Below are 24,879 nucleotides of genomic sequence, written 5' to 3' on the forward strand. Positions count from 1 at the left end.
TTATGAAAAATCCCCTGACTGTGCTTTTATATTCCTTGATTTTCAGCTATAATGAATTGTGTTTTATTGTGCAAAATGATGATTAAAGGAAGTTATATAGATGAGAAAAAGAAAAACAATGGATGGCAATACGGCAGCAGCCTATATTTCCTATGCCTTTACGGAACTTGCGGCGATCTATCCGATAACCCCTAGTTCAACCATGGCTGAATTAGTGGATCAGTGGTCTGCTCAAGGAAAGCATAATCTTTTTGGGCAGCCGGTGAAAGTGGTTGAAATGCAATCTGAAGCAGGGGCGGCTGGTGTGGTTCACGGCTCATTAAAAACGGGCGCCTTAACGACGACCTATACGGCATCCCAGGGACTTTTATTAATGGTACCAAATATGTACAAGATTGCTGGGGAAATGCTGCCAGGCGTCTTTCATGTCGCCAGCCGAGCAGTGACCACCAATGCTTTGAATATTTTTGGAGATCATACCGATGTAATGGCCACCCGACAAACAGGCTTTGCTATGTTAGCGGAAAGCAGTGTTCAAGAAGTAATGGATTTAGCGCCAGTCGCTCATTTAGCAGCTATCGAAGCCAATATCCCATTTTTAAATTTTTTTGATGGGTTTCGAACCAGTCATGAGATTCAAAAAATAGAGGTCTTAGATTATGAGGAATTGGCACAGTTGGTCAATCATGAAAAATTGACTGCCTTTCGACAAAAAGCCATGAACCCGAATCACCCGACGACGAGTGGAACGAATCAAAATCCTGATATCCATTTTCAACAGCGGGAAACGATCAATCAGCATTATCAAACATTGCCTGAGATCGTTCGTTTTTACATGAAAAAAATCAATGCTTTAAGAGGAACCAACTATGATTTAGTGGATTATTATGGTGCTTCGGACGCCGAAGAAGTCATCGTTTCGATGGGGTCCTCGACGCAAACGATCCAGCAAACGGTGGATCATTTATGCGCTTCAGGCCGCAAGGTGGGGGTCTTGTCGATCCATTTGTATCGACCATTCCCACTAGAAGTCTTCTTAGAAAAACTGCCTGCTACCGTTAAAAGTATCGCTGTATTGGATCGCAGCAAAGAACCTGGTGCCAATGGCGAGTCTTTGCTTTTGGATGTGCAAAGTGCCATGTATGATGCAGCGATTCGGCCGACGATCATAGGTGGACGCTATGGTCTTGGGTCAAAAGATGTGACGCCTGATCAAATCGTTGCCGTTTATGACGAATTGCTCAAGCCAAAAGCGAGCCAAAAGAAACGCTTCACCATTGGGATCACGGATGATGTGACGCAATTGTCGTTGCCATCAAAGGGCACGCTAGATCTAACTGATCCATCCACCTTCCAAGCGAAATTCTGGGGATTCGGCTCTGACGGGACCGTCGGGGCAAATAAGTCAGCAATCAAAATCATCGGTGACCATACCGAAAAATATGTACAAGGCTATTTCCATTATGATTCGAAAAAATCTGGTGGTCTAACGGTTTCCCATCTGCGATTTGGGGATACCCCCATTCGTTCTACCTATCTGATCGAACACGCAGATTTCGTTGCATGTCATACGCCTGCGTATTTGCATACGTATGATTTGCTGAAAGGACTCAAAAAAGGCGGAACCTTTTTATTAAATACGACCTGGTCACAAGAGCAAATCTTAAAAAATCTACCAAAGAAAATGAAACGTTATCTTGCTGAAAACGAGATCCGCTTTTATACCATCAATGCCATGCAGTTGGCAATGGAAGTCGGCTTAGGTGGGCGGATCAATACTGCGATGGAAACAGCCTTCTTTTACTTGGCAAACATCATTTCGACCGAGGAAATCTTGCCGATTTTAAAAGAAGAGGCGCTGAAAAGTTATCGGCACAAATCGATGGCGATCGTTGAAAAGAACCAAGCAGCCATCGATCGCACCATCGAATTATTACAAGAAATCCCTGTTCCAAGCAAGTGGGCAACGATCGAAGTGCCGAAGAGGACATCCACTGCTACAACACAATTTGTGCGGGAAATCGTGGAACCCATCAACCGTCAAGAAGGCAACCAACTAAGCGTGGGTACCCTCGTACGAAATCAAATGACTGAAGGGGTGATCCCTGTCGGGACAACAGCGGTTGAGAAGCGGGGCATCGCTGTTGAAGTGCCCGAGTGGCTATCAGATCGCTGTACCATGTGCAATGAGTGTGCCTTTGTCTGTCCTCATGCGGCGATCCGTCCGTTTTTGGCAGATGAAGATGAATTAACCGAAGCACCTGAAGGCTTTATCGTCAGAGAGATGCGAGGCGCGAATGGGCAAAAATATCGAATTCAAGTTTCCGTTGAAGATTGTACAGGTTGCGGCCTTTGTGTGGAAGCATGTCCCGCCAAAGGGAAAGCTTTGACGATGCGTCCTTACGAAGAACAAAAAGAACAAGCTTTAAATTGGGCTTTTGCGATGACTTTACGTCAAAAAGAAAATCCAGCAAAACCAGGAACTATTTTGGGCTCTCAATTCAATAAACCTTTGTTGGAGTTCTCTGGTGCTTGTGCGGGCTGTGGGGAAACCCCCTATGTGAAACTATTGACCCAAATGTTTGGTGATCGCATGATGATCGCCAATGCGACCGGCTGCTCTTCGATTTGGGGTGGAACCTCACCAGTTTCCCCTTATACAACCAATCACTTAGGACAAGGGCCAGCTTGGTCAAACTCGTTGTTTGAAGACAATGCCGAATATGGCTATGGTATGTTCTTAGCCAACCAAACCCGACGGGAGAAATTAGCAGCCCAGCTGCAGTCGTTGAAAGCCAATGTATCAGAAGAATTGCAGGCTTTGATTGATGATTGGGACCTTCATCGAGAAGAAAGTGCTGGGACGCAACAGCGAGCAGCAAAATTGATCGCCGCCTTAGAAGCTGAAGCTGCCACAACACCTCAGCTGAACAAAATCTTGCAGGAGAAAGATTTGTTTGTTAAGCCAAGCCAATGGATGATAGGCGGTGACGGCTGGGCATATGATATTGGGTTTGGCGGTATCGATCATGTTCTCGCTTCTGGTGCAGACGTCAATATTCTCGTGTTAGATAATGAAGTCTATTCTAATACAGGGGGGCAAGTCTCTAAAGCGACACCGACTTCGGCCATTGCTAAATTCGCTGCGAGTGGCAAGTTTGTTTCCAAAAAAGATTTAGGAATGATGGCGATGACCTACGGACATGTCTATGTCGCACAAATCGCATCTGGTGCAAATCAAATGCAAACGATCAAAGCCTTTGAAGAAGCCGAGCGGTTCCCAGGACCATCAATCATCATTGCCTATACGCCATGTATCACCCACGGTCTTGCAGGCGGAATGCGTCAATCCTTGAAAGAAGCACAAGAAGCAGTTGCATCGGGGTATTGGAGTCTCTACCGCTATAACCCGCTGTTGACAGAAAAAGGGAAACAGCCAATGACACTCGACTTCAAAAAGCCAGCATTTGATCAAATGCCTGCCTTTATGCAGACACAAGTTCGATTTGCATCCTTGCAGTCTGCCAATCCGAATGCGGCGCAAGCATTGTTTGAAAAAACCGTTTCAGATGCGAAAACTCGTTTCTACAACTATACCCGCTTAGCAGGTCAAGAAGAAAAAATACGAGCAAAGCTTGAAAAAAAGGTAAGTACTGATGCAGAACAACCAACGGCAGTAAAAACGGAGCGTGTACGAAGAGAAAAACAGCCGTTAAGCGAAGAACAGCTCGCTGAAAGAGCAGCACGGCGTGCAGCGCGCGCAAAGCGCCGTCAGCAAGAGTAATCGCTCGCTGAGGAATGACCCTGAAAAACGGTTTGACCCGTTTTTCAGGGTCATTTGTTGTTTTTCCTAAGAAATGAGTGCAAGAAGCTCGTTTAGATGAAATCTTCTAAGACCTTTGACAAACAATGATTTCAGGATAATGGTAAACTAAGTAAAAGAGCTGTTTATTTTTTCAAAACTTTTTCATAAATTTGTTTTTTTTCAAATCTTTGAAGAGGTCCTATGTTATACTATTATCTGAAGTCTTAAGAATAAAGGAAGGCTGTTTATGTTGATAAATTTCAGGGATTTTTTTAATTTAGATTATTGGAGAGAATTGCTCTCATTTGATATATTTTCTTGGTCATTTTTAGTAAATGTTTTAGATGTGATCGTTGTTTGGTACTTGGTTTATAAGCTGATCCAGCTTGTGCGAGGAACAAAAGCGATCCAGTTGTTTAAAGGCGTCGGCCTATTCATTGTTCTAAGGTTTTTGGCAGGTATCGTAGGATTAAAGACGCTATCTTGGTTGATGGATCAAGTCATCACATATGGGGTGATCGCCGCGATTGTTATTTTCCAACCAGAAATTCGACGAGGGCTGGAGCATCTTGGCCGTAGCTCTTTCTTCAAGACTTCTAAGAATGAAAAACGACGGGATGAAGTGTTGGTCCAAGCGTTGGACAAAGCTGTTCAATATATGGCAAAACGAAAAATTGGTGCATTGATCACGATCGAACGGACGACGGGGTTAGAAGAATATATTGAAACGGGGATTCCTTTAGATGCGGACGTGACGGGCGAATTACTGATCAATATTTTTATTCCCAATACACCGCTACACGATGGTGCAGTCATCTTAAGAGATGATAAGATCGCTGTTGCTAGTGCCTACTTACCACTGTCAGAAAGTCCGTTGATTCCCAAAGAATTTGGGACGCGCCATCGAGCGGCTGTCGGGATTTCAGAAGTTAGTGATGCGTTGACCATTATCGTCTCAGAGGAGACGGGAGACGTCAGTATTACCCTGAATAATCGGATGCTTACTGAGCTTTCGCGACAAGAGTATCTCGACGTGTTGAATCGCGAATTAGTGCCAGAAGAAAAGCCTGGTAAACGCAACTTGCTGCAATCTTTCTTTGAAGGGGTCAACAAAGGAGGAAGAAAATGATCAAGAGAGAACGTCGTCAAAACGTATTTTATGGTATACTAGCGCTGTTCTTTAGTCTGGTTCTGTTTTTCATCGCCAGCGGATCAAGCCTGCAAGTCAACCTTGCAGGAACTTCAAATCCTTATGAGGAAGAGATCGATAATGTACCGATTCAGACCACCTATGACACAGATGAATACTTTATCCAAGGATTTGAAACAACAGTAGACGTGACTTTGTCTAGTCGAAATCGGGTGCAATTGAATGCTGAACGTAGCGAGGAAACGCGGAGCTTTCGAGTAGTTGCTGATTTGACTGGACTTGATGAAGGAACCCATGAGGTCCCTTTAGAAGTGAAAAATCTTAGCTCAAGTGTGACAGCCGAAATCGAACCCAAAACCGTCACTGTGACGATCGAGAAAAAAGTCACCCAAACGTTTACCGTTGAGCCAGTCATCTCGACTGATGGATCAACGAGTGGTTACGGCGTTGATTCAATGAGTGTTGAACCGCAAGAAGTAGAGATCACTACTGGCGATAAGACACTGGCAGAAATCGACCGAGTGGTAGCGATCGTGAATCCAGATGATATTACTGGCGATTCGATCACGGTGGATGGAACGATCGAGGCTTGGGATAGTGAAAACAATCCTTTAGCGATCATTCCTGAGCCAGATTCGGTCGATGTGGCATTGATGATGGAAGCGCCAAGCAAAGAAATTGAATTGTTTGTCACTCAACAGGGGACAACACCAGATGGGATCTCTCATTACATCTACCGGATGAGTAGTATCAGTGCGGTGCTAACAGGACCACAAAGTATTTTGGATGAGACCCAGCAGATCGGTGTCCCAGTGGATGTTAGTGAGATCACAACCACGACCGAACGGACAGTAACGATTCCAGTACCAGAGGGAACAACGATCAATCCAACAGTAGTGACGATCCAAATCACTCCGGTTGCAGAAACAACTACTGAGAATCAATCAAACAATGATGGCGATGAAGCAACGAACAGTGCGAATTCTCAAGCCAATTCTTCGACAGTCGACACGACGCAAGAACAAACAGAGAATTCCGCAAGCAGCACGACGACAAGCAGTTCTTAGTCGTTTGACTGTAGAGAATGAATAAGAGAGGTTATTAAAATGGGAAAATATTTTGGTACTGATGGTGTTAGAGGAGAAGCAAACAAGGAGTTGACACCTGAATTAGCATTTAAATTAGGTCGTTACGGCGGCTATGTATTAAGTCAGCATGAAACTGGGGACCGCCGTCCCCGTGTTTTGGTGGGACGGGACACACGGATTTCTGGACAGATGCTAGAAAATGCATTGATCGCTGGACTATTATCTGTCGGGATCGAGGTATTCCAATTAGGTGTTATTTCTACACCGGGTGTTGCGTACTTGACGAAAGTGCAAAAAGCGAGTGCAGGTGTAATGATCTCTGCCTCTCACAATCCTGCACAAGACAATGGCATCAAGTTTTTCGGGAATGATGGCTTTAAATTAGTCGATGAACAAGAAGCTGAAATTGAAGCATTACTTGATGCGCCGGAAGACACACTTCCACGTCCTTCTGCCGATGGCTTAGGAACGGTGGATGAGTTTCCAGAAGGGTTGTTGAAATACTCTCAATTTCTACGTCAAACGATTCCTGATGATTTGGAAGGAATCACGGTGTGTGTTGATGCAGCAAATGGCGCAACAGCAACAAGTGTCAATCGTTTGTTTGCCGATCTAGAAACAGAATTCTTCACAATGGGGACGTCTCCAGACGGGTTGAACATTAATGATGGTGTGGGATCGACTCACCCTGAAGCGTTAGCTGAATTTGTCGTTGAAAAAGGGGCGGATGCTGGTCTTGCGTTTGATGGAGATGGTGATCGGGTCATCGCAGTAGATGAACTAGGAAACATCGTTGATGGCGATAAAATCATGTATATCTGTGCGAAATATTTAGCGGAGCAAAAGCGCTTGAACCAAGGAACGATCGTGACAACAGTCATGAGCAATTTAGGGTTCCATAAAGCAGTGGAAGCAATTGGACTGAAAGATGTCATCACACAAGTCGGTGACCGTTATGTCGTCGAAGAAATGCGTAAAAACGATTATAATTTTGGTGGCGAGCAATCAGGTCACATGATTTTCTTGGATTTCAATACGACAGGTGACGGTTTGCTATCAGGAATTCAACTATTGAATATCATGAAACAAACGGGCAAGAAACTGTCGGAATTAGCAGGAGAGGTAACGATCTATCCACAAAAACTTGTCAACATTCGAGTGACAGATAAAAATGGCGCGATGGATGTTCCAGCTATCCGTAAAATCGTGGAAGAGACAGAAGCAGAAATGAACGGCGAAGGCCGTATCTTGGTTCGCCCTTCAGGAACAGAACCATTGCTTCGGGTGATGGCAGAAGCGCCAACCATTGAAAAAGTCGATTACTATGTAGAAAAAATCGCAGCGGTCGTTCGAGAGGAAATCGGTGCGGAATAAATAAAGAAGTAAGACGACCAAAGGATGTCTTTGGTCGTCTTTTTTGTCTACTTACCAGCAAGAAGCCAACTTGCGAATTAGAGAAACTTGTCAACGATTTTGTCGGCAACGCTTAACAGAGGAGACGCAGTGGGCAAGCCTTGCGAAGGATAGTTGCTTTTAAAAGTCTTTTCGGATTTGTTGTGCAGTAGACAAGAAAAAAAGAACCCCTATGAACGATCGAGTCATCGAACGAGGAGTTCTTTTTATTATACAGAAGATAACCAATTCGGTTTCAATCTTTTAAAAAACTTATTCAACGGTAACGGATTTTGCTAAGTTTCTTGGTTTATCAACGTCGAATCCGCGCTGTAAAGTGGCAAAGTAAGCCAGCAGCTGTGTTGGAACGACTGCCACTAAGCTTGTTACCAATGGGTGAACGTTTGGTAAAATGATTTGATCAGTCGCTTTTGCTAATTCTTGGCTAACGATCACAAGGGTATGAGCCCCACGAGATTCGACTTCTTTCAAATTGCCTCGCGTATGAGAGCCGGTCACTTCTTCCGTGATCACACCGATCACTGGTGTACCTTCTTCGATCAACGCGATGGTGCCGTGTTTTAATTCACCAGCCGCAAAGCCTTCCGCTTGGATATAAGAAATTTCTTTTAATTTCAATGCCGCTTCCATCGATACATAGTAATCATTTCCACGTCCAATGTAAAACGCATTACGGGTTTCGGAAAGGAAATCCTCAGCAAATTGACTGATAACAGCTTTTTCATCCACTAAAGCCTCCATTGCAGAAGCAACGATGCTTAGTTCATGGAAAACATCAAAGTCCAATGCTTCAGGAACAGCTTTTTCATCACCAATGGCTTTTGCTAATAACGTCATCACTGCGATCTGTGCAGTATACGCCTTTGTAGAGGCAACAGCGATTTCTGGACCAGCATGAAGCAATAAGGTATGGTTCGCTTCTCGAGAAAGAGTAGAACCAGCAACGTTGGTAATCGTCAGACTAGGAAGACCTAACTGGTTGATCGTCACTAATACTTGACGGCTATCTGCCGTTTCACCACTTTGTGATAAGAACAAGAAGAAGGGGTTTGCTGACAACAATGGCATGTTGTAGCCAAACTCACTAGATAAATGAACCTCAACAGGGATCTGTGTTAGTTTTTCTAAAATGGCTTTTGCTGCCCAGCCCGCATGATTGCTAGTACCACAAGCAATGATGTAGATTCGATCGCTAGCTAAAAGTTCGTTTTTTAACGCTGGATCGATCACTACTTCACCAGATTCTCCTTGATATTCTTGAATCAAGCGGCGCATCACAGTTGGTTGATCATCGATTTCTTTTAACATGTAGTAAGGGTATGTTCCTTTTTCGATGTCAGTCAGATCTAGTTGTGCTTCATAAGACTCACGGTACACAAGGTTTCCTTTTGGATCTTCAATTTCGATCGCATCGGCTGTTACGGTCACCATTTCGCCATCTTCGATCTCAACAAAGTGAGTCGTTTGATCGAGCATTGCTAAGGCATCGCTGCAGATGACATTGAACCCATCTCCCAAACCGATCAATAAAGGACTTTTGTTTTTGGCAACATAAATGGTTTCTGGATCATTTTTTTCTACTAAGGCAAAGGCATAAGAGCCGCGAATCAAGGACAAAGCTTTTTTAAAGGCTGCTTTGGTCGTGCTGTTGTCTTGCTCCTTCAATGCTTCAATCAAATGAACAACGATTTCCGTATCTGTTTGACCTTCAAATTGGTGGTTGCTTAAATATTCTTGATGAAGCTCTTCAAAGTTTTCGATCACACCGTTATGAACCAACACGAGTGCTTGGTTTGCTGAAGTGTGAGGATGAGCGTTCATTTCTGATGGCTTGCCGTGGGTCGCCCAACGGGTATGTCCGATACCGATCGTTCCTGTTACTTCAGAAGTCACTTTTTCTTCCAAGTTTTTGATTCTTCCTTGGGCTTTAATTAAGTGATCCGAAGTCCGATCAGCGACATAAAGACCTGCTGAGTCATAGCCGCGATACTCTAAGCGTTCCAATCCGTTCAAAATAATTCGTTCTGCATTTGATTTTCCTACGATTCCTACAATTCCACACATAATGATAATCCTACTTTCAAAAAATTTAGTTTGGCATTATGTATTTCTATCTGCGTAGCAAGTCTTTGTCATCACCTTACGATGAGATTTGTTCTTGCCTGTAGAGTGCAGTCCCTAGAGTCATCCGCCGAATGTTTCGATAAACTCTTTCCTCGTCATCTGTTTCCAGATCAGGCGCTATCCTTATTGGTCTATCTATCCTCCTTGTGAGATATTTTATAGAAATACAAGCAATATCATAATATTTATTCCTGTTTCTGTCAACTCAAAGTTATATAAAAATAATTGGTATAGTTATTGGTAAGGTTGATTTGAACCTGTTTAAAGGAAATCAAAACAGCTGACATAGCTTTGTCGAATAAGATTCCCAAGAAATTTCCTCATAAAGCTATGCTTTTTTTTTTAAGTTCGCTACAATAAAAAAGTAAGAAAGTGAGGGAATGAAATGCCAGAATTTGTAAATTGTATGACTTTTTCAGAGCTAAAGAAAATGGTAGCTGCGATAGAAAAAGATCCTAATGTCACAGATGAAACAAAGGTCATGTTGGATACGGGCTGGGACAGCTTGCAAGAAATTTTGCCTGGATCAGTCACCGTGGAAACCGCGCAAACATTCGAAGTCCAGGATGAACTGACAAAGGAATTTTTTGGTGGCTACGTCTTAGCTGAAAAAAGCGAGAAATTTGATGCGGTTGGAGACGAAGAAGCAGTGATCGTCATCAAAAATCTATACTAAAAATGGGAAAGGTGAAAAGTTAGGTGGGAAAATGAATAAAAGAAGATGGATCGCAGCGGCGATCGCAGCAGGGTTATTTATCTGCTCGGGGGTTTTTTCAGTAATCACAAATCGTCCAGAGCAAGAGGAAACTCAAACGCTGCAAGGGTTAAATGCTTTGTTCTACGGAAGTAATGCGATCGAAGAGACAACGTTAGTTGCCGGAGATCAAGACAATCGTATTGTTCGCTTATCTTTAGAAGGAACCATCGCCAGCAGCTCCAGTGGTGGCTTATTCACAACAGAATCTTATGATCATCAGCGATTTTTAGAAGAACTACGGATGATCCAAGAAGATCCAACTATTGGGGGCATCTTGATGGAAGTCAATACCCCAGGAGGCGGCGTCTATGAAAGTGCGGAGATCGCTCGTGAGTTAGCAAAAATCAAAGAGTTAGGGATTCCAATGTATGTCAGTATGAAAAACATGGCAGCCAGTGGCGGTTATTATATCTCGGCAGGTGCTGATAAAATTTTTGCAACGGATGAAACCATTACTGGTTCAATCGGGGTGATCATGTCAGGGCTAAACTATGCTGGCTTATTCGAAAAGCTAGGGATCGAAGACAATACGTATAAAAGTGGCGCACTAAAAGATGTAGGTTCATCAACGAGAGAACCCACAGAAGCCGACAAGGAAGTCTTGCAGACCTATGTCGACAATGCCTATGGTCGGTTCGTAAAAATCGTGGCAGAAGGACGTGGCATGACAGAAGAAGCCGTTAGAAAGATCGCTGATGGCCGCATCTATGATGGGCAGCAAGCAGTGTCCGTTGGTTTAGTGGATGAAATCGGTTTTCCTGAAGATACATTAGCAGCAATGCAAGCAGATCTAGGCTTGGAAGATGCCGAGATTTTCAGCTATGATGTTTCCTCTACTGGATTTGCTTCTACTTGGTTAGGTTCAAGTTTAGCCGAACTACAAGGATTAAAAGAATCAAACACAGAGCGAGTGATCCAATTGATGGAAAGCCTTGGAACCAGCGATGCTCCGAAACCTCTTTATTACTATGGAGGTGAATGACTATGACAGAGAAAAACAAGTATTCCGCTGGCACATCGTCAAGGGATGACAATCACACAAGTACGTCAATCGATCAAAGGGAACAGCGGGAAACCTCGACACCGTCAACCGGTCATACGGATGTGCCAACTGAGGCACAGGTTTCAGAAACAACCGAACCAGTAAGTGCCAACAAAGCGATGAGGAACGCACAAGTAAATCATCCCGATGATTTTTACCAACAAGTCTTAACGTCTTTTAAAGAAGAAGAGTATACCCAAAGCGAGATCGAGGAAAAACAACAAGCCTGGCAACGGTATGAAGAACCTGAAAAACAGGCAGAAGACAAACGGTTCTTCAATGATTTTCCTAGCTACTTTTTTGCTGGGTTTTGGATTCGTTTCTTTGCTTATCTCGTTGATGTGTTGGTGATCCGAGCGATTACCCAAATAACGATCGGTAGTATCTACAATCTAGCGAATTTAACGGCAACCAGTCAGCGGTTTGGCCTTTACAACTTCTGTGCCTTAGCAATCTATCTAGGCTATTTTGTTCTAATGACAAAGCTAAATCATGGTCAAACGATTGGAAAAATGCTTTTTGGCATTCGAGTGGTTTCTTTTGTAGAGGAAGAACTCAGCTGGCAAACCGTGTTGATTCGCGAGCTATGCGGACGCTACGTATTACAATTCAATCTTTTCTTTTATCTCGGTTATTTACCAATCGTCTTTAATAAAAATAAGCAGCAGGCTGCGGATTATTTTGCAGAAACCAGTGTGGTGACCATTAATCTGATCAAAGCTTTCAATAAACAGGTGGATGCCAATCACGTAATGATTGGCGCACAAAACTAACTAGCAGATCAAGCAAGTAGTAAAGGAGGGATCGAGAATGGGTGAGACGATTGATTTCCCAGGACCAAATGAACGGCTTCGGCTGGCGGCAGAAAAAGCCTACCAGTCAAAGGAGTTTTTGCAAGCTTTTCGCCTGTACAATGAACTCTATCAAAAAAATGCCAGTTTTGAGATCAATCAATGGCTTGTTGAATGTCTGCAGCAGTTGAATGATTTTGCCAAAGCGTTAGATCTGGCGGAAGACTATTTGGATGATTATCTAAAAGAAACCGACGGGTATTTACAAATTGGTCATCTGCTGATCTTGGATGGTCAGTATTTAAAAGCTCGGCGCTGGCTTACATTAGGTAAAAAAACAAAAATTGCAAGCCGCTATCAGGAACAGTTAGCAAGTGAATTAGCAAAGGTAGAAGAAGTGCAGCAAATTTTAGGGCTGGAAGATTTTCATGGGAAACGCAAGCATTTACGTGCATTAGATGAAGCCAATCAACCGGTGAGTGCAACAGAATGGCACGTTTTTACCCAAGCCATTACCAAACCACAATTTGTCACGCTGATGCATGAAACGTTAGCTTCCATCAAAAATCCATATTTACTGCCCAAATTAGTGGATGAGCTCGTGCGTCTTGAAGTGGACGAACCTTTTGAACTGATCGATTACCTTGGGAATATGCAGCAAATCGTTCCGAAAGAGTTAAAACTTTTGCAAGAAGATGCCGCTGTTAAAGCGATCCAGAAAGAGATTGACGAAACGATCGCCCAAGAAGATCCGATTTTAGCAGAAAGCGTCTCAGCAGAAATCAATGATCATTTAGCCATCAGCTACCCATTTTTACCTGCAAAAGAGGAGGCAAAAGCATGGGTGGCAAGCTACATTGAAGATTATCGTGGGTTATTTGAAGAAAAAGAACAGCTAAAAGCAGCGAATGAAATAGAAGAACGCAAACGACACCTACGCAATATCCTACGATTGAGCATTCGCTGAAAGAAAAATTCGCAACTTTCATGGTAAAATGTTTACAATTAAACAACGTTAGTGTACTATTTAAAGGTATGCATGAAGCTATTTCATATGTAAATCAATTAATATTCGGAGGGAAATAAATGACTGCAAAATGGGAAAAAACAGGCACCAATGATGGTGTTTTGACATTTACGATCGCTCAAGCAGAAATCCAAAAAGGCTTGACGACTGCATTCAATAAAGTGAAAGGCAATCTTAACGTACCTGGCTTCCGTAAAGGGAAAGTTTCACGCCAAGTATTTAACCGTATGTACGGCGAAGAAGCGTTGTATGAAGATGCATTGAACGCTGTTCTTCCAGAAGCTTATGAAGCTGCTGTAAAAGAAGCAGGGATCGATCCTGTTGCGCAACCAAAAATCGACGTTGACAGCATGGAAAAAGGCCAAGATTGGGTTATCAAAGCAGAAGTTACTGTAAAACCTGAAGTAAAACTTGGTGATTACAAAGAATTAACAGTTGAAAAACAAGACCGTGAAGTCACAGAAGAAGACGTGGATGCACGCATCAAACGTGAACAAGAAGCACAAGCTGAATTAGTTATCAAAGAAGACGAAGCAGCTGAAAATGGCGACACAGTCGTTATCGACTTTGAAGGCTTCTTAGGGGAAGAAACATTTGAAGGCGGCAAAGGTGAAAACTACTCACTTGAACTTGGCTCAAACTCATTCATCCCTGGTTTTGAAGAACAATTAGTAGGAACAAAAGCTGGTGATAGCAAAGACGTTACCGTTACTTTCCCAGAAGATTATCAAGCAGAAGATTTAGCTGGTAAAGAAGCAGTCTTCAAAGTAACTGTTCACGAAGTAAAAGCAAAAGAACTTCCTGAATTAGATGATGAATTCGCAAAAGACGTTGATGACAGCGTTGAATCATTAGCTGAATTAAAAGAAAAATACCGTGCTGAATTGACTGAAACAAAAGAAAAAGCAGCTGAAGATGCAAAAGATGAAGCTGCGATCCGTCAAGCAGTTGAAAACGCAGAAATCGTTGAATTACCACATTCAATGGTTCATGATGAAGTACACCGTTCAATGGATGAATTCTTGAACAACATGCAACGTCAAGGAATCTCACCAGAAATGTATTATCAATTAACTGGTTCAACTGAAGCAGATCTGCACACACAATTTGAAGGTGAAGCAGAAACCCGCGTGAAAACAAACCTTGTTATTGAAGCAATCGCTAAAGCAGAAGGTTTGGAAGCAACAGAAGAAGATATCGAAAACGAAATCAAAGAACTTTCTGAAGCTTACAACATGCCAGTGGATCAAATCAAACGCGTCTTAACAGAAGACATGTTGAAACATGATATCACGATGAAGAAAGCAGTTGAACTTGTCACAGGTACTGCAAAAGAAGCGTAAGCAAAATGCTTAAAAACGGCGAACATCTAGCGGTGTTTGCCGTTTTTTCTTGGGAGTAAGAGGGGCTAGTTTAACAATTACTAACAAATGATAAGAAAACGTTAGGCAACGTAAAAAGAACTTTTTCTTTCAAAAAAGTTATGATATGATTGTTTAAGACTGCAAAGTTAGTAAACAAAATTCCACTCCTTTAAATAGGTTGGAAAATTTTCAAGGGGTGAACAGTATGTACGATAATACAAACGGTAATGAAGCTGTTCGTTGTTCTTTTTGTGGCAAAACGCAAGAAGAGGTGAAAAAGATCGTTGCAGGTCCTGGGGTCTATATCTGTAATGAATGCATCGATTTGTGTAAAGAAATCATTGATGAAGAGTTTTACGAAGAAGCAATTCGTGAATTTACCGAAGTGCCGAAACCGCAAGAACTACTGAATGTTCTCAATGAATATGTGATTGGACAAGATCGTGCGAAACGGACATTGGCTGTAGCGGTTTACAATCACTACAAACGGGTCAATGTAGAAACGACAGCAGAAGATGTAGAATTACAAAAAAGCAATATTTGCTTGATCGGACCAACAGGTTCTGGGAAAACATTTTTGGCACAAACTTTAGCACGTTCACTAAACGTGCCTTTTGCAATCGCTGATGCAACCAGTTTGACAGAAGCCGGCTATGTCGGTGAAGATGTGGAAAACATTCTTTTGAAACTGTTACAAGCTGCTGATTATAACGTAGAAATGGCAGAAAAAGGAATCATCTATATTGATGAGATCGATAAAATCGCCCGTAAGAGTGAAAATGTATCGATTACTCGTGACGTATCCGGTGAAGGCGTACAGCAAGCATTGCTGAAGATCCTAGAAGGAACGACTGCTAGTGTACCGCCACAAGGTGGACGGAAACATCCACATCAAGAGATGATCCAAATTGATACCACCAATATTCTCTTTATCGTTGGCGGGGCGTTTGACGGAATCGAAACCATCGTTAAAAACCGTTTAGGTGAAAAAACAATTGGTTTTGGCACGAACAATAAGCGCCTTGAAGAAGGCGAAAGCGTGATGCAGCAAATCATTCCTGAAGACTTGCTTAAATTCGGTTTGATTCCTGAATTTATTGGCCGCTTGCCAGTGATGGCTGCGCTAGAGAAATTAACAGTAGATGATTTAGTGCATATTTTGACTGAACCAAAAAATGCGCTGGTCAAACAATACCAAAAGTTAATGGCATTAGATGACACCGAGCTGGAATTTGAGCCAGAGGCTTTGCGTGCCATTGCTGCGCAAGCCATTGAGCGAAATACCGGTGCTCGTGGGTTGCGTTCGATCATCGAGAATATCATGATGGATGTCATGTTCAATGTCCCTTCTGATGAGTCGATCCAAAAAGTCACCATCACGGAAGAAGCGGCAAAAGGACTTGGTGAACCAAAAATCATTTACAATGAAGAGACCAAAAAAGCAGTCTAATCGAGACCAAGTCGGATAGTTTCATTGCTATCCGGATTTCTTTTTGAAAAAATAGAAAGGAGCGATTCGATGAAAGTACATGATGCTGAAATCGTCATCAGTGCCGTTTCTCCAGCACAATATCCAGCTACACCTTTACCGGAGATTGCCTTAGCAGGCCGCTCAAATGTCGGAAAGTCATCCTTCATCAATACATTGATCAATCGTAAAAATTTAGCCCGTACCTCATCAAAACCTGGGAAGACGCAAACGCTGAACTTTTATTTGATTGAAAATACGCTGCATTTTGTCGATGTCCCCGGCTACGGCTATGCAAAAGTATCGAAAACAGAGCGAGCGAAATGGGGGAAAATGATTGAGACATATCTTGAACAAAGAGAGCAACTGCGTGCAGTCGTATCTCTTGTTGATTTGCGTCATGCCCCCTCACAAGAAGATATTCAAATGTATGAGTTTTTGAAATACTACGAGATTCCAGTGATCGTGGTCGCCACCAAAGCAGACAAAATCCCTCGCGGGAAATGGAACAAGCATGAAAGCATGATCAAAAAAGCATTATCCTTTGATCCAGCAGATACGTTTATCCTCTTTTCTTCCATTACCAAACAAGGAAAAGAAGAAGCGTGGAAAGCGATTGAAGCAGCAATAAAATAATTATCATTTAGGAAACCGAAGCAAGATAGTCCTTTACTTCGGTTTTTCTCATTTTACAGTGGAAATCAGCTGATTTAAGCTATTCTACGCAGCGTAGAGTGCTGAATTTGCTCCATTTTAGCGAAAATCTCCTTGTTATTTGTTAAACTTGTAACAAGGAGGTGTGGTCGAATGCATGAATCATTAAGTAAAAAATTAAAAGAGTATCGATCAAGACATAATTTAACACAGAAGGAATTAGCTGCGAGGTTATTTGTTTCTGATAAGGCCATTTCAAAATGGGAACGAGGAAATGGGTTGCCAGACATCGAGACATTGGTCCGTCTAGCCGATTTATTAGGCACACCAGTGGAAGACCTATTAAAAGAAAAGAAAGAAACCTACTATTATGAATACAAAAGTGAACGGACGGTTCTGCGGCTTCCGTTAATGCACATTTTGATTCCCAATTTATTCTTATTACTGAATCAAGTGACGAGTGTTCGAGCGTTTTTTGTGCTGATGAAAGAGCTACCAACTGCCAGCGGCTGGTTTAGCCTTGGTGTCAAAGCCAAAGGGATTATTGCTTTGGGGGTTGTCAGTTTAGGCTTTTTATCGATTGGCTTATTGTCCTTCGGAATGTTGGGAATTGGGACAGTCAGTATCGGTGTCATTGCAATAGGGAATCTCTGCTTTGGCTTATTAGTTGGGATTGGCAATCTTGCGATCGGTTCGATCGTTGTCGGTAATCTTGGCGTTGGCTGGCTCGCTCTAGCAAATGTCGCAATTGCTTGGATTGGGGTCGCAAATTATGGTGTAGGGAGTTTTATGGCTGTTTTGCCCGCAAATTCATCAACGGAAGATTTTAACCAAGCGATTCAACAACTCTTAGTCTCTGAGATCCCTGACTTGATTAAAACCACTATCTTTGAACCAATGATTCGTTTTACAAGCTCACCGATTTTTGTGGTGATCTTCGTGATGACGATCTTAACAACCATCTTTTTTATTCTCTGCTTGTTGACCATTGGTTTGGTGCGATTACGTCAAAGCATGTTGTATGAAGAGCTATAAGAAAACCTCTAGATGATGATTCTGATCGTTGAACTTATGTAGCTTCAGTGGCTCATTTTCTATTTTGGCAAGTAAAAAAGGCAAGGGGCTGACGCGTCCTTTGCCTTTTTTATTAATCTGCTTTCTTACTATCTTTAGGATGTGTTTTTTTCTCTTCATAAGATTCGTTTTTCAAGAAACGCTCAATATCGTTTTCCTGCTTTTTCTTGTCTTTGTCGTTATCGGGAAGAAAGGCAAAATCATCAAACATTTTATCTAGCGAGTCTTCTCGTTGGAATTTTAAGCCCATAGGTTCACCTCCAAGCGCCTTAAGTTTACCACGAACGGTGGTAGATTTCATCAAAAAAAAAGCGAAATAGTGTTCAATCGTTTCCCCCTTTACTATAATTAAAGAAAGGGCATAGAAAAGAGGGATAGCGATGATCAAAACTGAAAAAATCTATGGCTTTCTACAATCAACCCAAATGGAAGCAGCGCAGTTGCGTTTGTTGATTGAAAATTGGTTCGCTTTGGTTCGTCTTAGCTATCAGCCGACGGAATACTACTTCAATCAGCAAGCAAAGAAACCTTATGATTTGGATGAGGTCAGTCAACTACTGCATAGCGCCCCTGAAGAAATCAATACGGAATTGATTGTGACGGACGGCCAAAATGAGTCCAGTATCCATATCATTCAAGAGGCTGTTTTACAACGGCACCTGTTTACGAAAGACGTATTTTCCACGCAAAAACCCGTGATTTTAAGTTACTTCGATGAAACGATGCAAAGAGATGGCTTGTTCGGCTATTTGCGTTCATATGATGAGTACTTGATGCATAACGTCGAGGGAATCGAGAAAAGGCAAAATTTTCAATCGATTGCTGAAATCAACGCGTTACCGAAGCGGAAAAATTTTGAACAAGAAATCGTCATCGACTGCAATCAGTTTTCTGGTTACGACGTCTTTTACAATGGCTATACACTGACTTCTTGCTGGCGCATGTACTTTTCGGCATTCTACGCACATATCATTCCTCAGGTGATCATTACTGATGCGCAGCAGGTGGAGCAAGTGCAGGTAAGAGACCAAGGGGTTGTGATGGTGGAATTGTATCGAGATCCTTTCCAGTGGGATCACGAATTGAACCTATCCTACCAGCGATTGTTTCGCGATCAAACTGGAATCGATCAATTGACTTGGGATAACGGGGTGGGTATTTTGAGAGAACCATATATTGAATATGCCTTTGGCGATCACTTGATCCAAACCATTCAATACCAAAATGATCGACTGCAGCCAACAACAAAACGCAGCGCGACACATTTTGTCACCAGAAGCTTCGACCTCGTGAACGAAGAGTATCAAGAGCGGCGAGTGAAAGGGTATCTGAATGCCCAAGCGTATTTTCCTTGGGTGGATCAAGAGCGGTTGCGCATGATGGATTATATCGTATTAAAGCCAGAACTAACGATAGACGATGGGGTAGAGGCTTATTCATTCTATATTCGTAGTCATCTTGAGATTGAATATTCAGAGGATCGTTTTAAAGACTATACTGCTTGCCTGCAATTTTATTTGCCAGAGACTGCTTTGAAGCACTTACCGCTAGATGCTTTGAAAGCGGCCATGCCTGATGTTCATTTTGGCTATCTGCACCGCACGCGCAAATATACATGGGTCAATCTAAAGAAGGATGGGAAAAAACTACGAGTGTATTTTATGAACACCCAAAAGCTAGTCGAGCAGCAGCTTTTTACCAATCAAGAATGAAAAAGACCCGCAAGATCACGAGGATCTTGTGGGTCTTTTCAATTAAGCTGTTTGCTCAGGCGCTTTTTTCAACAAACCGAATACGACGCCAGAAACGATCGCACCGATCAAGATGAATAGCAAGAACAAAATTGGTTTAGATAATAGCAGGACAACGAAGATCCCACCATGTGGCGCCATCAATTGGATATCAAAGGCACCGACAAGTGCACCAGTCAGGGCAGAACCGACGATAAAGCTTGGGATCGCTCGCAGTGGATCTGCTGCTGCAAATGGAATCGCACCTTCTGTGACGAAGGACAGCCCCATGACGATATTTGTCAAACCTGCTTCTTTTTGGTCTTTTGTAAATTTATTTTTGAACAATAACGTTGCGACAAAGATTGCTAATGGAGGAACCATTCCGCCCGCCATTACAGATGCCATCACGACGCTACCACCTTCAGCAACGGTCGTTGCCAATGTTGCAGTACCAAAAACATAAGCGGCTTTGTTGATTGGGCCGCCTAGATCGGCTGCCATCATCGCTGCTAACAAAGCGCCAAGTAAAGCTGCGTTGGTACCACTTAAGCCAGTCAAGAAGCTGTTCAAACCGTCGTTGATAGCTTTCATTGGCACGTTGATCAGTAACATCAAGAAGCCAGTGATCAATAGGCCGAAAACAGGGTAGAAGAGGATCGTTTTGATTCCTTCTAATGATTTTGGTAAGCCTTTGAATAATGAACGTAAGAACTTGATGACGTAACCAGCTAAGAAACCGCCGATCAAGGCACCTAAGAAACCAGCACCACCTGTATTTGCTAACGCACCTGCTGCAAAACCGACGATCAATCCAGGTCGGTCACTGATACTTGAAGCGATAAATCCAGCTAAGACAGGTAGCATAAAACCAAATGCCGCGCTACCGATTTGATTGAACCAAGAAGCTGCTTGGTTGTAGTTTCCTAATTGACTCAAGGCATCTTGAGGGACACCCATGAACTGGTCCACCATGAAGGAAATAGCGATCATGATTCCACCGGCAATAACAAATGGCAGCATATGAGAAACACCATTCATCAAATCTTTATAGATTCGTTGACCGACTGAACCATCAGCAGAAGCGTCCTCTTTATCAGAAGCTTGGCCGCTACCATGAAAAACAGGAGCAGTACCGCTCATTGCTTCATTGATTAATTGCTCGGTTTTACGGATACCATCACTGACAGGACGGTTTACTAAATGTTTGCCGTCAAAGCGATCCATTTCTACTTTTTTATCAGCAGCTACGATTACACCAGTAGCTCGGGCGATATCAGCTTCTGTTAGACGATTTTTGATTCCTTCTGAACCATTTGTTTCGACTTTGATGTCAACACCCAGCTCTTTGGCTTTCTTTTTCAAAGCATCTTCTGCCATGTAGGTATGGGCGATTCCTGTCGGGCAAGCTGTAACTGCGACGATATAGGGACGTTCGCTAGCGGGTGCTGCTTCTTGGTTTGCCGCTTCTTCTGCTAAAGCATCGGCTTCTTGCTGTGCCTCAGCTTCTGAGAAAAGTTGCTGTACTTGATCAGCAGTCGTCGCTGTTTTTAATTTAGCAACGAAGTCTGGATCGATCAACAAGCGAGATAGCGCTGCTAATGCTTGTAAATGAGTATCATTTGCTCCTTCTGGTGCTGCGATCATAAAGAAGAGGTACGTTGGTTGTCCATCTAACGCCTCATAGTCAACACCCGCATTACTTTTTGCGAATAAGACCGTCGCTTCTTTGACCGCACTGTTTTTGGCATGAGGCATTGCGATGCCGTCACCTAGCCCTGTTGATGTTTGAGCTTCTCGGGCAAGAATTCCTTCTTTGTAGACCTCGATATCTGAAATTCGTCCGACAGCATATAATTTTGCTACCATTTCATCAATGGCACCTTTTTTGTCTGTTGCTTGTAAGTCCATAATCATGGCATCTTTCAGCATCAACTCATTGATTTTCATTTTTTCCATCCTCCTATAGATTCACTTGTTCAATTATGACTTCCGGTAGTAATTCTTCGATAAATGACGCCTCAGCTAAATCATCTGAAAACGCAGTGGCACTGCCACAAGCGACTCCCCATTTGAATGCTTCAACCACATCTTTGGTCTTTGCATAACGCCCAATGAATCCAGCAATCATGGAATCTCCAGCGCCGACTGAATTTTTCAAAGGTCGTTTCAACACATTGGATCGATAGATCTCATTGCCAGTAAAGAGCAGGGCGCCATCGCCGCCTAGAGAGACAATGACATTTTTAGCGCCATCCTTTAGCATTCTTTGACCATAAGGCAAAATATCTTCGATTGTTGAAAAAGAAGTTTCATAAAGTTCGGCTAATTCATGATTATTTGGTTTGATCAGCAAAGGCTGATCGAATAAAGCATCAAAAAGTTCCGCGCCGGTCGTATCAATGACAAATTCCGCACCCGCTTCTTTAACGATTTTGATCAATTCTTTATAAAAGTCGGTTGGAAGACCAGCTGGTTTACTTCCTGATAGGATGACGATGTCTTCGGCAGAAAGAGTGGCTAATTGGTGTTTCAATTCAGCAATTTCTTGCTGGCGAATGATTGGACCAAGACCGTTGATTTCTGTTTCTTCGCCGGATTTTAGTTTGATATTGATTCGTGTGTCCGCAGCGACTTGGGTAAAGTTGCTGTTGATTTCCTCTTTGGTCAGCCACTCTTCAATAAAACGACCAGTAAATCCGCCAACGAAACCAAGGGCAGTCGAGGCGATGCCGATGCGCTTCAAAATCCGTGAGACATTGATTCCTTTGCCGCCAGGAAGTTTAAAGTCTTGTTTCATTCGATTAAGGGCGCCGATTTCCAAATGATCGACATGGACGATAAAGTCGATCGATGGATTGAGTGTTACTGTGTAAATCATTGTATTACCTCCATAATGGTTGTTTTTGCTCTGAATTTCGCTAAATAGTTTTTTGGGCAATAATCGGTGATGATCGTCGCACCTTCGATAAAGGCAACTTGAGCAAAAGTCGTTTGCTGAAATTTGGAATGGTCTAGCAAGACATAGGCTTGTTGACTGTGCTCTAAAGCGATCTGCTTGATCAGGGCTTCTTCTGGATCAGGTGTTGTGAATCCAGCCTCAGAATGAGCCCCGTTCATGCCCATAAAGCAACGATTAAAGCGTAGTTTTCGCAGTTGTTCACCCGCATTGATCCCTAACACAGCGTTCGTCGATATCTTAATGGTCCCCCCTAAAATCATGGTGTCGATCCCGTGATCGATCAATAGGGAAGCGTGTTTGACGGAGTTTGTGACCACCTTAAGGCCTGTGATAGCCGATAGGAAAGGAATCATTTCGAGGGTCGTTGTTCCAGCATCTAAGTAAATGACTTCACCATTTTTGATCGTCTGGGCAGCTGCTCTTGCTATCTTTTGCTTTTCCGTTTGAAACTTCGCCGTTTTTTCTGACATGTTTGGTTCGAAGCCTAATTGCTGACTTTTCTTGGCTCCACCGTGAATTCTGACTAAAAATCCTTTGTCTTCCAACTCTTGCAGGTCTCGACGGATCGTTGATTCTGAAGCATCTAACAGTTGAATCAGTTCACTGACCTTGACGATCTCTTCTTGTTCCAATCGTGCCAAAATCGCTTGATGACGCTCCTCTGTAAGCATTTTCATCACCTCTTCACCTGCCATGATACCACATGATTCATTCAAAATCAATCATAAACAGTAAAAAACATTCAAAATGAAAGCGTGAATAAATGGAATCGGTCATAAACGGTCATGATAACCTTCATTTTGATTTAATAGCTATCCTTATATTTGACAATTTTTACTATTATTTGGCTTAATTGAAGTAAGGGGGGATAAATAAATGAATAACAAAGTCATTTTACAAGGGTTCGAATGGGACCTGCCGGCAGATAGCCAGCACTGGAACAAATTGAAAGAAATGAGTAAAGAAATCAAAGAGTATGGATTTACCGCAATTTGGCTGCCGCCTGCCTATAAAGGGACAGCTGGGTCCGAAGACGTTGGGTATGGTGTCTATGATTATTATGATCTAGGCGAATTCGATCAAAAGGGGTCGGTGCCAACAAAATATGGGACAAAGGATGAATACCTAGAAGCCATCAAAGCACTGCAAGAACAAGGAATAGAGGTTTATGCCGACATCGTTTTCAATCACTTGATTGGTGCCGATGAAAAAGAAGTCGTTCCAGCGGTTAAATACAATACCGAAAACCGTAATGAACCGATCAGTGATGAGGAAGAAATCGAAGCTTGGACCAAGTTCACATTCCCAGGACGTCAGGGGACGTACAATGATTACGTTTGGACGTGGCATAATTTTTCTGGTGTCGATTATGATGACCGCAACAAAGACCACGGGATTTTTAACTTCGCTGATAAGGGCTGGGAAAACCAAGTGGATGATGAGATGGGCAATTACGACTACTTAATGGGTTGTGATTTGGACATGGAAAATCCCGAAACAGTGGAACAACTCAATAAATGGGGCCAATGGTACCAAGAACTGACCGGCGTTGACGGGTATCGACTAGATGCGGTCAAACACATTGAGTTCAACTATTACGCGGATTGGATCTTAAACCGACGCGAGGAAAAAGGCAAACCACTATTTGTTGTCGGAGAATATTGGTCAGGGGATCTGCCAAAATTAGAAGAGTATTTGGATTCTTCAGGAAATTTGATTTATTTATTTGATGTGCCATTGCACTACAATTTATATGAAGCATCTCACTCAAATGGCGAATACGATATGAGCCAAATTTTTGCAGGTACGTTGACCGCCGCTCGCGAAGATTATGCAGTGACTTTTGTGGATAATCATGACACGCAGGTTGGGCAAAGTTTACAATCTTGGATAGACGGATGGTTCAAAGTCCATGCCTATTCATTGATCCTTTTACGTAAAGCTGGCGTACCAGTAGTTTTCTGGGGGGATTTATTTGGGATTCCCGAGCAAGAAATCGCCCCTGTCGGGGATGCGCTGGTCCATATGCTGAAACTTCGGGAGAAGCTTGCATTCGGGAATCAAGTCGATTATTTCGATGATCCTAATTGCATTGGCTGGGTATTAACTGGCGATTATGAACATGAGCTTTCTGGATTAGCGGTCGTGATGACCAACGCCCAAGGAGCGGAAAAAGAAATGACTATCAGTGCGATCCATAGTGGAGAGACATTCGTGGATATATTGAGAAATAATGAAGCGAAAGTTGTTTTAGATGATACCGGAAAAGGTGTTTTCCCGGTCAATGATGGGCAAGTCTCGATTTATGTAAATGAAAAACTAGTAGAGAAGTACTTTAGTTAACCAAAATCTTCAAACGAATAAAAAGGCTGGTAGGTTTACAGCCTTTTTATTATGTAAACAAACCAAGCCTGCTTTCTCTTGAAAAAT

19 protein-coding genes are annotated in these 24,879 nt (G+C 42.7%); 14 read left to right on the forward strand and 5 right to left on the reverse strand.

Annotated features, from left to right (window positions below; translation table 11 throughout):
• The first annotated feature begins 100 nt into the window (after positions 1-100).
• The 4 genes from nifJ (at position 101) to glmM (ending at position 7,417) form a co-directional block, all read left to right on the forward strand.
• Entirely contained in the window at positions 101-3,784 is a 3,684-nt protein-coding gene (gene nifJ, locus IGI73_RS07030) for a pyruvate:ferredoxin (flavodoxin) oxidoreductase (RefSeq protein ID WP_438759168.1), read from the forward strand.
• A 268-nt stretch (positions 3,785-4,052) separates the two neighbouring features.
• A complete protein-coding gene (gene cdaA / locus IGI73_RS07035) occupies positions 4,053-4,934 on the forward strand; it encodes a diadenylate cyclase CdaA (RefSeq protein ID WP_005235688.1) in 882 nt (293 codons plus the stop codon).
• Complete coding sequence (locus IGI73_RS07040; protein WP_428206305.1) at positions 4,931-6,022, forward strand: CdaR family protein; 1,092 nt, start codon at positions 4,931-4,933, stop codon at positions 6,020-6,022. Before cdaA ends, IGI73_RS07040 begins: the two co-directional genes overlap by 4 nt.
• Before the next feature lie 39 nt (positions 6,023-6,061).
• Positions 6,062-7,417: a phosphoglucosamine mutase gene (glmM, locus tag IGI73_RS07045; protein ID WP_005225959.1), complete on the forward strand. Its 1,356-nt coding sequence runs from the start codon at positions 6,062-6,064 to the stop codon at positions 7,415-7,417.
• Between the two features lie 291 nt (positions 7,418-7,708).
• Here the strand turns inward: glmM and glmS are convergent, their stop codons facing one another.
• Entirely contained in the window at positions 7,709-9,520 is a 1,812-nt protein-coding gene (gene glmS / locus IGI73_RS07050; RefSeq protein ID WP_074934005.1) for a glutamine--fructose-6-phosphate transaminase (isomerizing), read from the reverse strand.
• 445 nt (positions 9,521-9,965) lie between these two features.
• Between glmS and IGI73_RS07055 the strand changes: the two genes are divergently transcribed.
• The 8 genes from IGI73_RS07055 to IGI73_RS07090 all read left to right on the forward strand — a co-directional run bounded on the left by IGI73_RS07055 (position 9,966) and on the right by IGI73_RS07090 (position 17,718).
• Positions 9,966-10,256, forward strand: a complete 291-nt coding sequence (locus tag IGI73_RS07055; protein WP_005225961.1) for a hypothetical protein — start codon at positions 9,966-9,968, stop codon at positions 10,254-10,256.
• 31 nt (positions 10,257-10,287) lie between these two features.
• Positions 10,288-11,319, forward strand: a complete 1,032-nt coding sequence (gene sppA / locus IGI73_RS07060) for a signal peptide peptidase SppA (RefSeq protein WP_005225962.1) — start codon at positions 10,288-10,290, stop codon at positions 11,317-11,319.
• A gap of 2 nt (positions 11,320-11,321) precedes the next feature.
• Positions 11,322-12,152 carry an RDD family protein gene (locus tag IGI73_RS07065; protein WP_428206304.1) on the forward strand — a complete coding sequence of 277 codons (831 nt, stop codon included), beginning with the start codon at positions 11,322-11,324 and terminating at the stop codon, positions 12,150-12,152.
• A gap of 37 nt (positions 12,153-12,189) precedes the next feature.
• Positions 12,190-13,137: a hypothetical protein gene (locus IGI73_RS07070; protein ID WP_118215736.1), complete on the forward strand. Its 948-nt coding sequence runs from the start codon at positions 12,190-12,192 to the stop codon at positions 13,135-13,137.
• A gap of 119 nt (positions 13,138-13,256) precedes the next feature.
• Positions 13,257-14,540, forward strand: coding sequence for a trigger factor (gene tig, locus IGI73_RS07075; RefSeq protein ID WP_005225965.1), 1,284 nt, complete (start codon positions 13,257-13,259; stop codon positions 14,538-14,540).
• 226 nt (positions 14,541-14,766) lie between these two features.
• Complete coding sequence (gene clpX, locus IGI73_RS07080; RefSeq protein ID WP_010748174.1) at positions 14,767-16,011, forward strand: ATP-dependent Clp protease ATP-binding subunit ClpX; 1,245 nt, start codon at positions 14,767-14,769, stop codon at positions 16,009-16,011.
• A gap of 69 nt (positions 16,012-16,080) precedes the next feature.
• A complete protein-coding gene (gene yihA, locus IGI73_RS07085; RefSeq protein WP_005225967.1) occupies positions 16,081-16,665 on the forward strand; it encodes a ribosome biogenesis GTP-binding protein YihA/YsxC in 585 nt (194 codons plus the stop codon).
• 171 nt (positions 16,666-16,836) lie between these two features.
• On the forward strand, positions 16,837-17,718 hold the full coding sequence (locus tag IGI73_RS07090; RefSeq protein WP_016610131.1) for a helix-turn-helix transcriptional regulator: 882 nt from the start codon (positions 16,837-16,839) through the stop codon (positions 17,716-17,718).
• 112 nt (positions 17,719-17,830) lie between these two features.
• Here IGI73_RS07090 and IGI73_RS07095 read toward each other — a convergent pair whose 3' ends face one another.
• Positions 17,831-18,007 (reverse strand): SPJ_0845 family protein, encoded by a 177-nt coding sequence (locus IGI73_RS07095; protein ID WP_428206542.1) that lies wholly within the window; start codon positions 18,005-18,007, stop codon positions 17,831-17,833.
• Positions 18,008-18,137: 130 nt separating this feature from the next.
• On the opposite strand from IGI73_RS07095, the gene IGI73_RS07100 reads away from it, so the two are divergent.
• The gene (locus tag IGI73_RS07100) at positions 18,138-19,469 is read left to right on the forward strand and encodes a hypothetical protein (RefSeq protein ID WP_428206303.1); all 1,332 of its coding nucleotides are present in this window, start codon (positions 18,138-18,140) and stop codon (positions 19,467-19,469) included.
• 42 nt (positions 19,470-19,511) lie between these two features.
• On the opposite strand, the gene IGI73_RS07105 is transcribed toward IGI73_RS07100, so the two are convergent.
• The 3 genes from IGI73_RS07105 to IGI73_RS07115 are packed head-to-tail and all read right to left on the reverse strand — an operon-like array spanning position 19,512 to position 23,120.
• Positions 19,512-21,437 carry a PTS fructose transporter subunit IIABC gene (locus tag IGI73_RS07105; RefSeq protein WP_010748178.1) on the reverse strand — a complete coding sequence of 642 codons (1,926 nt, stop codon included), beginning with the start codon at positions 21,435-21,437 and terminating at the stop codon, positions 19,512-19,514.
• Between the two features lie 13 nt (positions 21,438-21,450).
• Positions 21,451-22,368 carry a 1-phosphofructokinase gene (gene pfkB, locus IGI73_RS07110; protein ID WP_428206302.1) on the reverse strand — a complete coding sequence of 306 codons (918 nt, stop codon included), beginning with the start codon at positions 22,366-22,368 and terminating at the stop codon, positions 21,451-21,453.
• Entirely contained in the window at positions 22,365-23,120 is a 756-nt protein-coding gene (locus IGI73_RS07115; RefSeq protein ID WP_005225973.1) for a DeoR/GlpR family DNA-binding transcription regulator, read from the reverse strand. Before IGI73_RS07115 ends, pfkB begins: the two co-directional genes overlap by 4 nt.
• 205 nt (positions 23,121-23,325) lie before the next feature.
• Here IGI73_RS07115 and IGI73_RS07120 point away from each other — a divergent pair, with 205 nt between their 5' ends.
• Positions 23,326-24,792, forward strand: coding sequence for an alpha-amylase (locus IGI73_RS07120; RefSeq protein ID WP_428206301.1), 1,467 nt, complete (start codon positions 23,326-23,328; stop codon positions 24,790-24,792).
• Positions 24,793-24,879: the final 87 nt, after the last annotated feature.

Origin of the sequence: Enterococcus sp. DIV0755f (assembly GCF_051713725.1) — a bacterium.
Lineage (GTDB): Bacteria > Bacillota > Bacilli > Lactobacillales > Enterococcaceae > Enterococcus_D > Enterococcus_D casseliflavus.

Excerpts from the sequence above, each read along its gene's own strand:
- nifJ (WP_438759168.1), top strand. The coding sequence starts at position 101 with ATGAGAAAAAGAAAAACAATGGATGGCAATACGGCAGCAGCCTATATT.
- IGI73_RS07105 (WP_010748178.1), bottom strand. The coding sequence starts at position 21,437 with ATGAAAATCAATGAGTTGATGCTGAAAGATGCCATGATTATGGACTTA.
- IGI73_RS07090 (WP_016610131.1), top strand. The coding sequence starts at position 16,837 with ATGCATGAATCATTAAGTAAAAAATTAAAAGAGTATCGATCAAGACAT.
- tig (WP_005225965.1), top strand. The coding sequence starts at position 13,257 with ATGACTGCAAAATGGGAAAAAACAGGCACCAATGATGGTGTTTTGACA.
- IGI73_RS07055 (WP_005225961.1), top strand. The coding sequence starts at position 9,966 with ATGCCAGAATTTGTAAATTGTATGACTTTTTCAGAGCTAAAGAAAATG.
- cdaA (WP_005235688.1), top strand. The coding sequence starts at position 4,053 with ATGTTGATAAATTTCAGGGATTTTTTTAATTTAGATTATTGGAGAGAA.
- IGI73_RS07100 (WP_428206303.1), top strand. The coding sequence starts at position 18,138 with ATGATCAAAACTGAAAAAATCTATGGCTTTCTACAATCAACCCAAATG.
- pfkB (WP_428206302.1), bottom strand. The coding sequence starts at position 22,368 with ATGATTTACACAGTAACACTCAATCCATCGATCGACTTTATCGTCCAT.
- IGI73_RS07065 (WP_428206304.1), top strand. The coding sequence starts at position 11,322 with ATGACAGAGAAAAACAAGTATTCCGCTGGCACATCGTCAAGGGATGAC.
- IGI73_RS07095 (WP_428206542.1), bottom strand. The coding sequence starts at position 18,007 with ATGGGCTTAAAATTCCAACGAGAAGACTCGCTAGATAAAATGTTTGAT.
- clpX (WP_010748174.1), top strand. The coding sequence starts at position 14,767 with ATGTACGATAATACAAACGGTAATGAAGCTGTTCGTTGTTCTTTTTGT.
- IGI73_RS07040 (WP_428206305.1), top strand. The coding sequence starts at position 4,931 with ATGATCAAGAGAGAACGTCGTCAAAACGTATTTTATGGTATACTAGCG.
- glmS (WP_074934005.1), bottom strand. The coding sequence starts at position 9,520 with ATGTGTGGAATTGTAGGAATCGTAGGAAAATCAAATGCAGAACGAATT.
- IGI73_RS07070 (WP_118215736.1), top strand. The coding sequence starts at position 12,190 with ATGGGTGAGACGATTGATTTCCCAGGACCAAATGAACGGCTTCGGCTG.
- IGI73_RS07115 (WP_005225973.1), bottom strand. The coding sequence starts at position 23,120 with ATGCTTACAGAGGAGCGTCATCAAGCGATTTTGGCACGATTGGAACAA.
- IGI73_RS07120 (WP_428206301.1), top strand. The coding sequence starts at position 23,326 with ATGAATAACAAAGTCATTTTACAAGGGTTCGAATGGGACCTGCCGGCA.
- sppA (WP_005225962.1), top strand. The coding sequence starts at position 10,288 with ATGAATAAAAGAAGATGGATCGCAGCGGCGATCGCAGCAGGGTTATTT.
- yihA (WP_005225967.1), top strand. The coding sequence starts at position 16,081 with ATGAAAGTACATGATGCTGAAATCGTCATCAGTGCCGTTTCTCCAGCA.
- glmM (WP_005225959.1), top strand. The coding sequence starts at position 6,062 with ATGGGAAAATATTTTGGTACTGATGGTGTTAGAGGAGAAGCAAACAAG.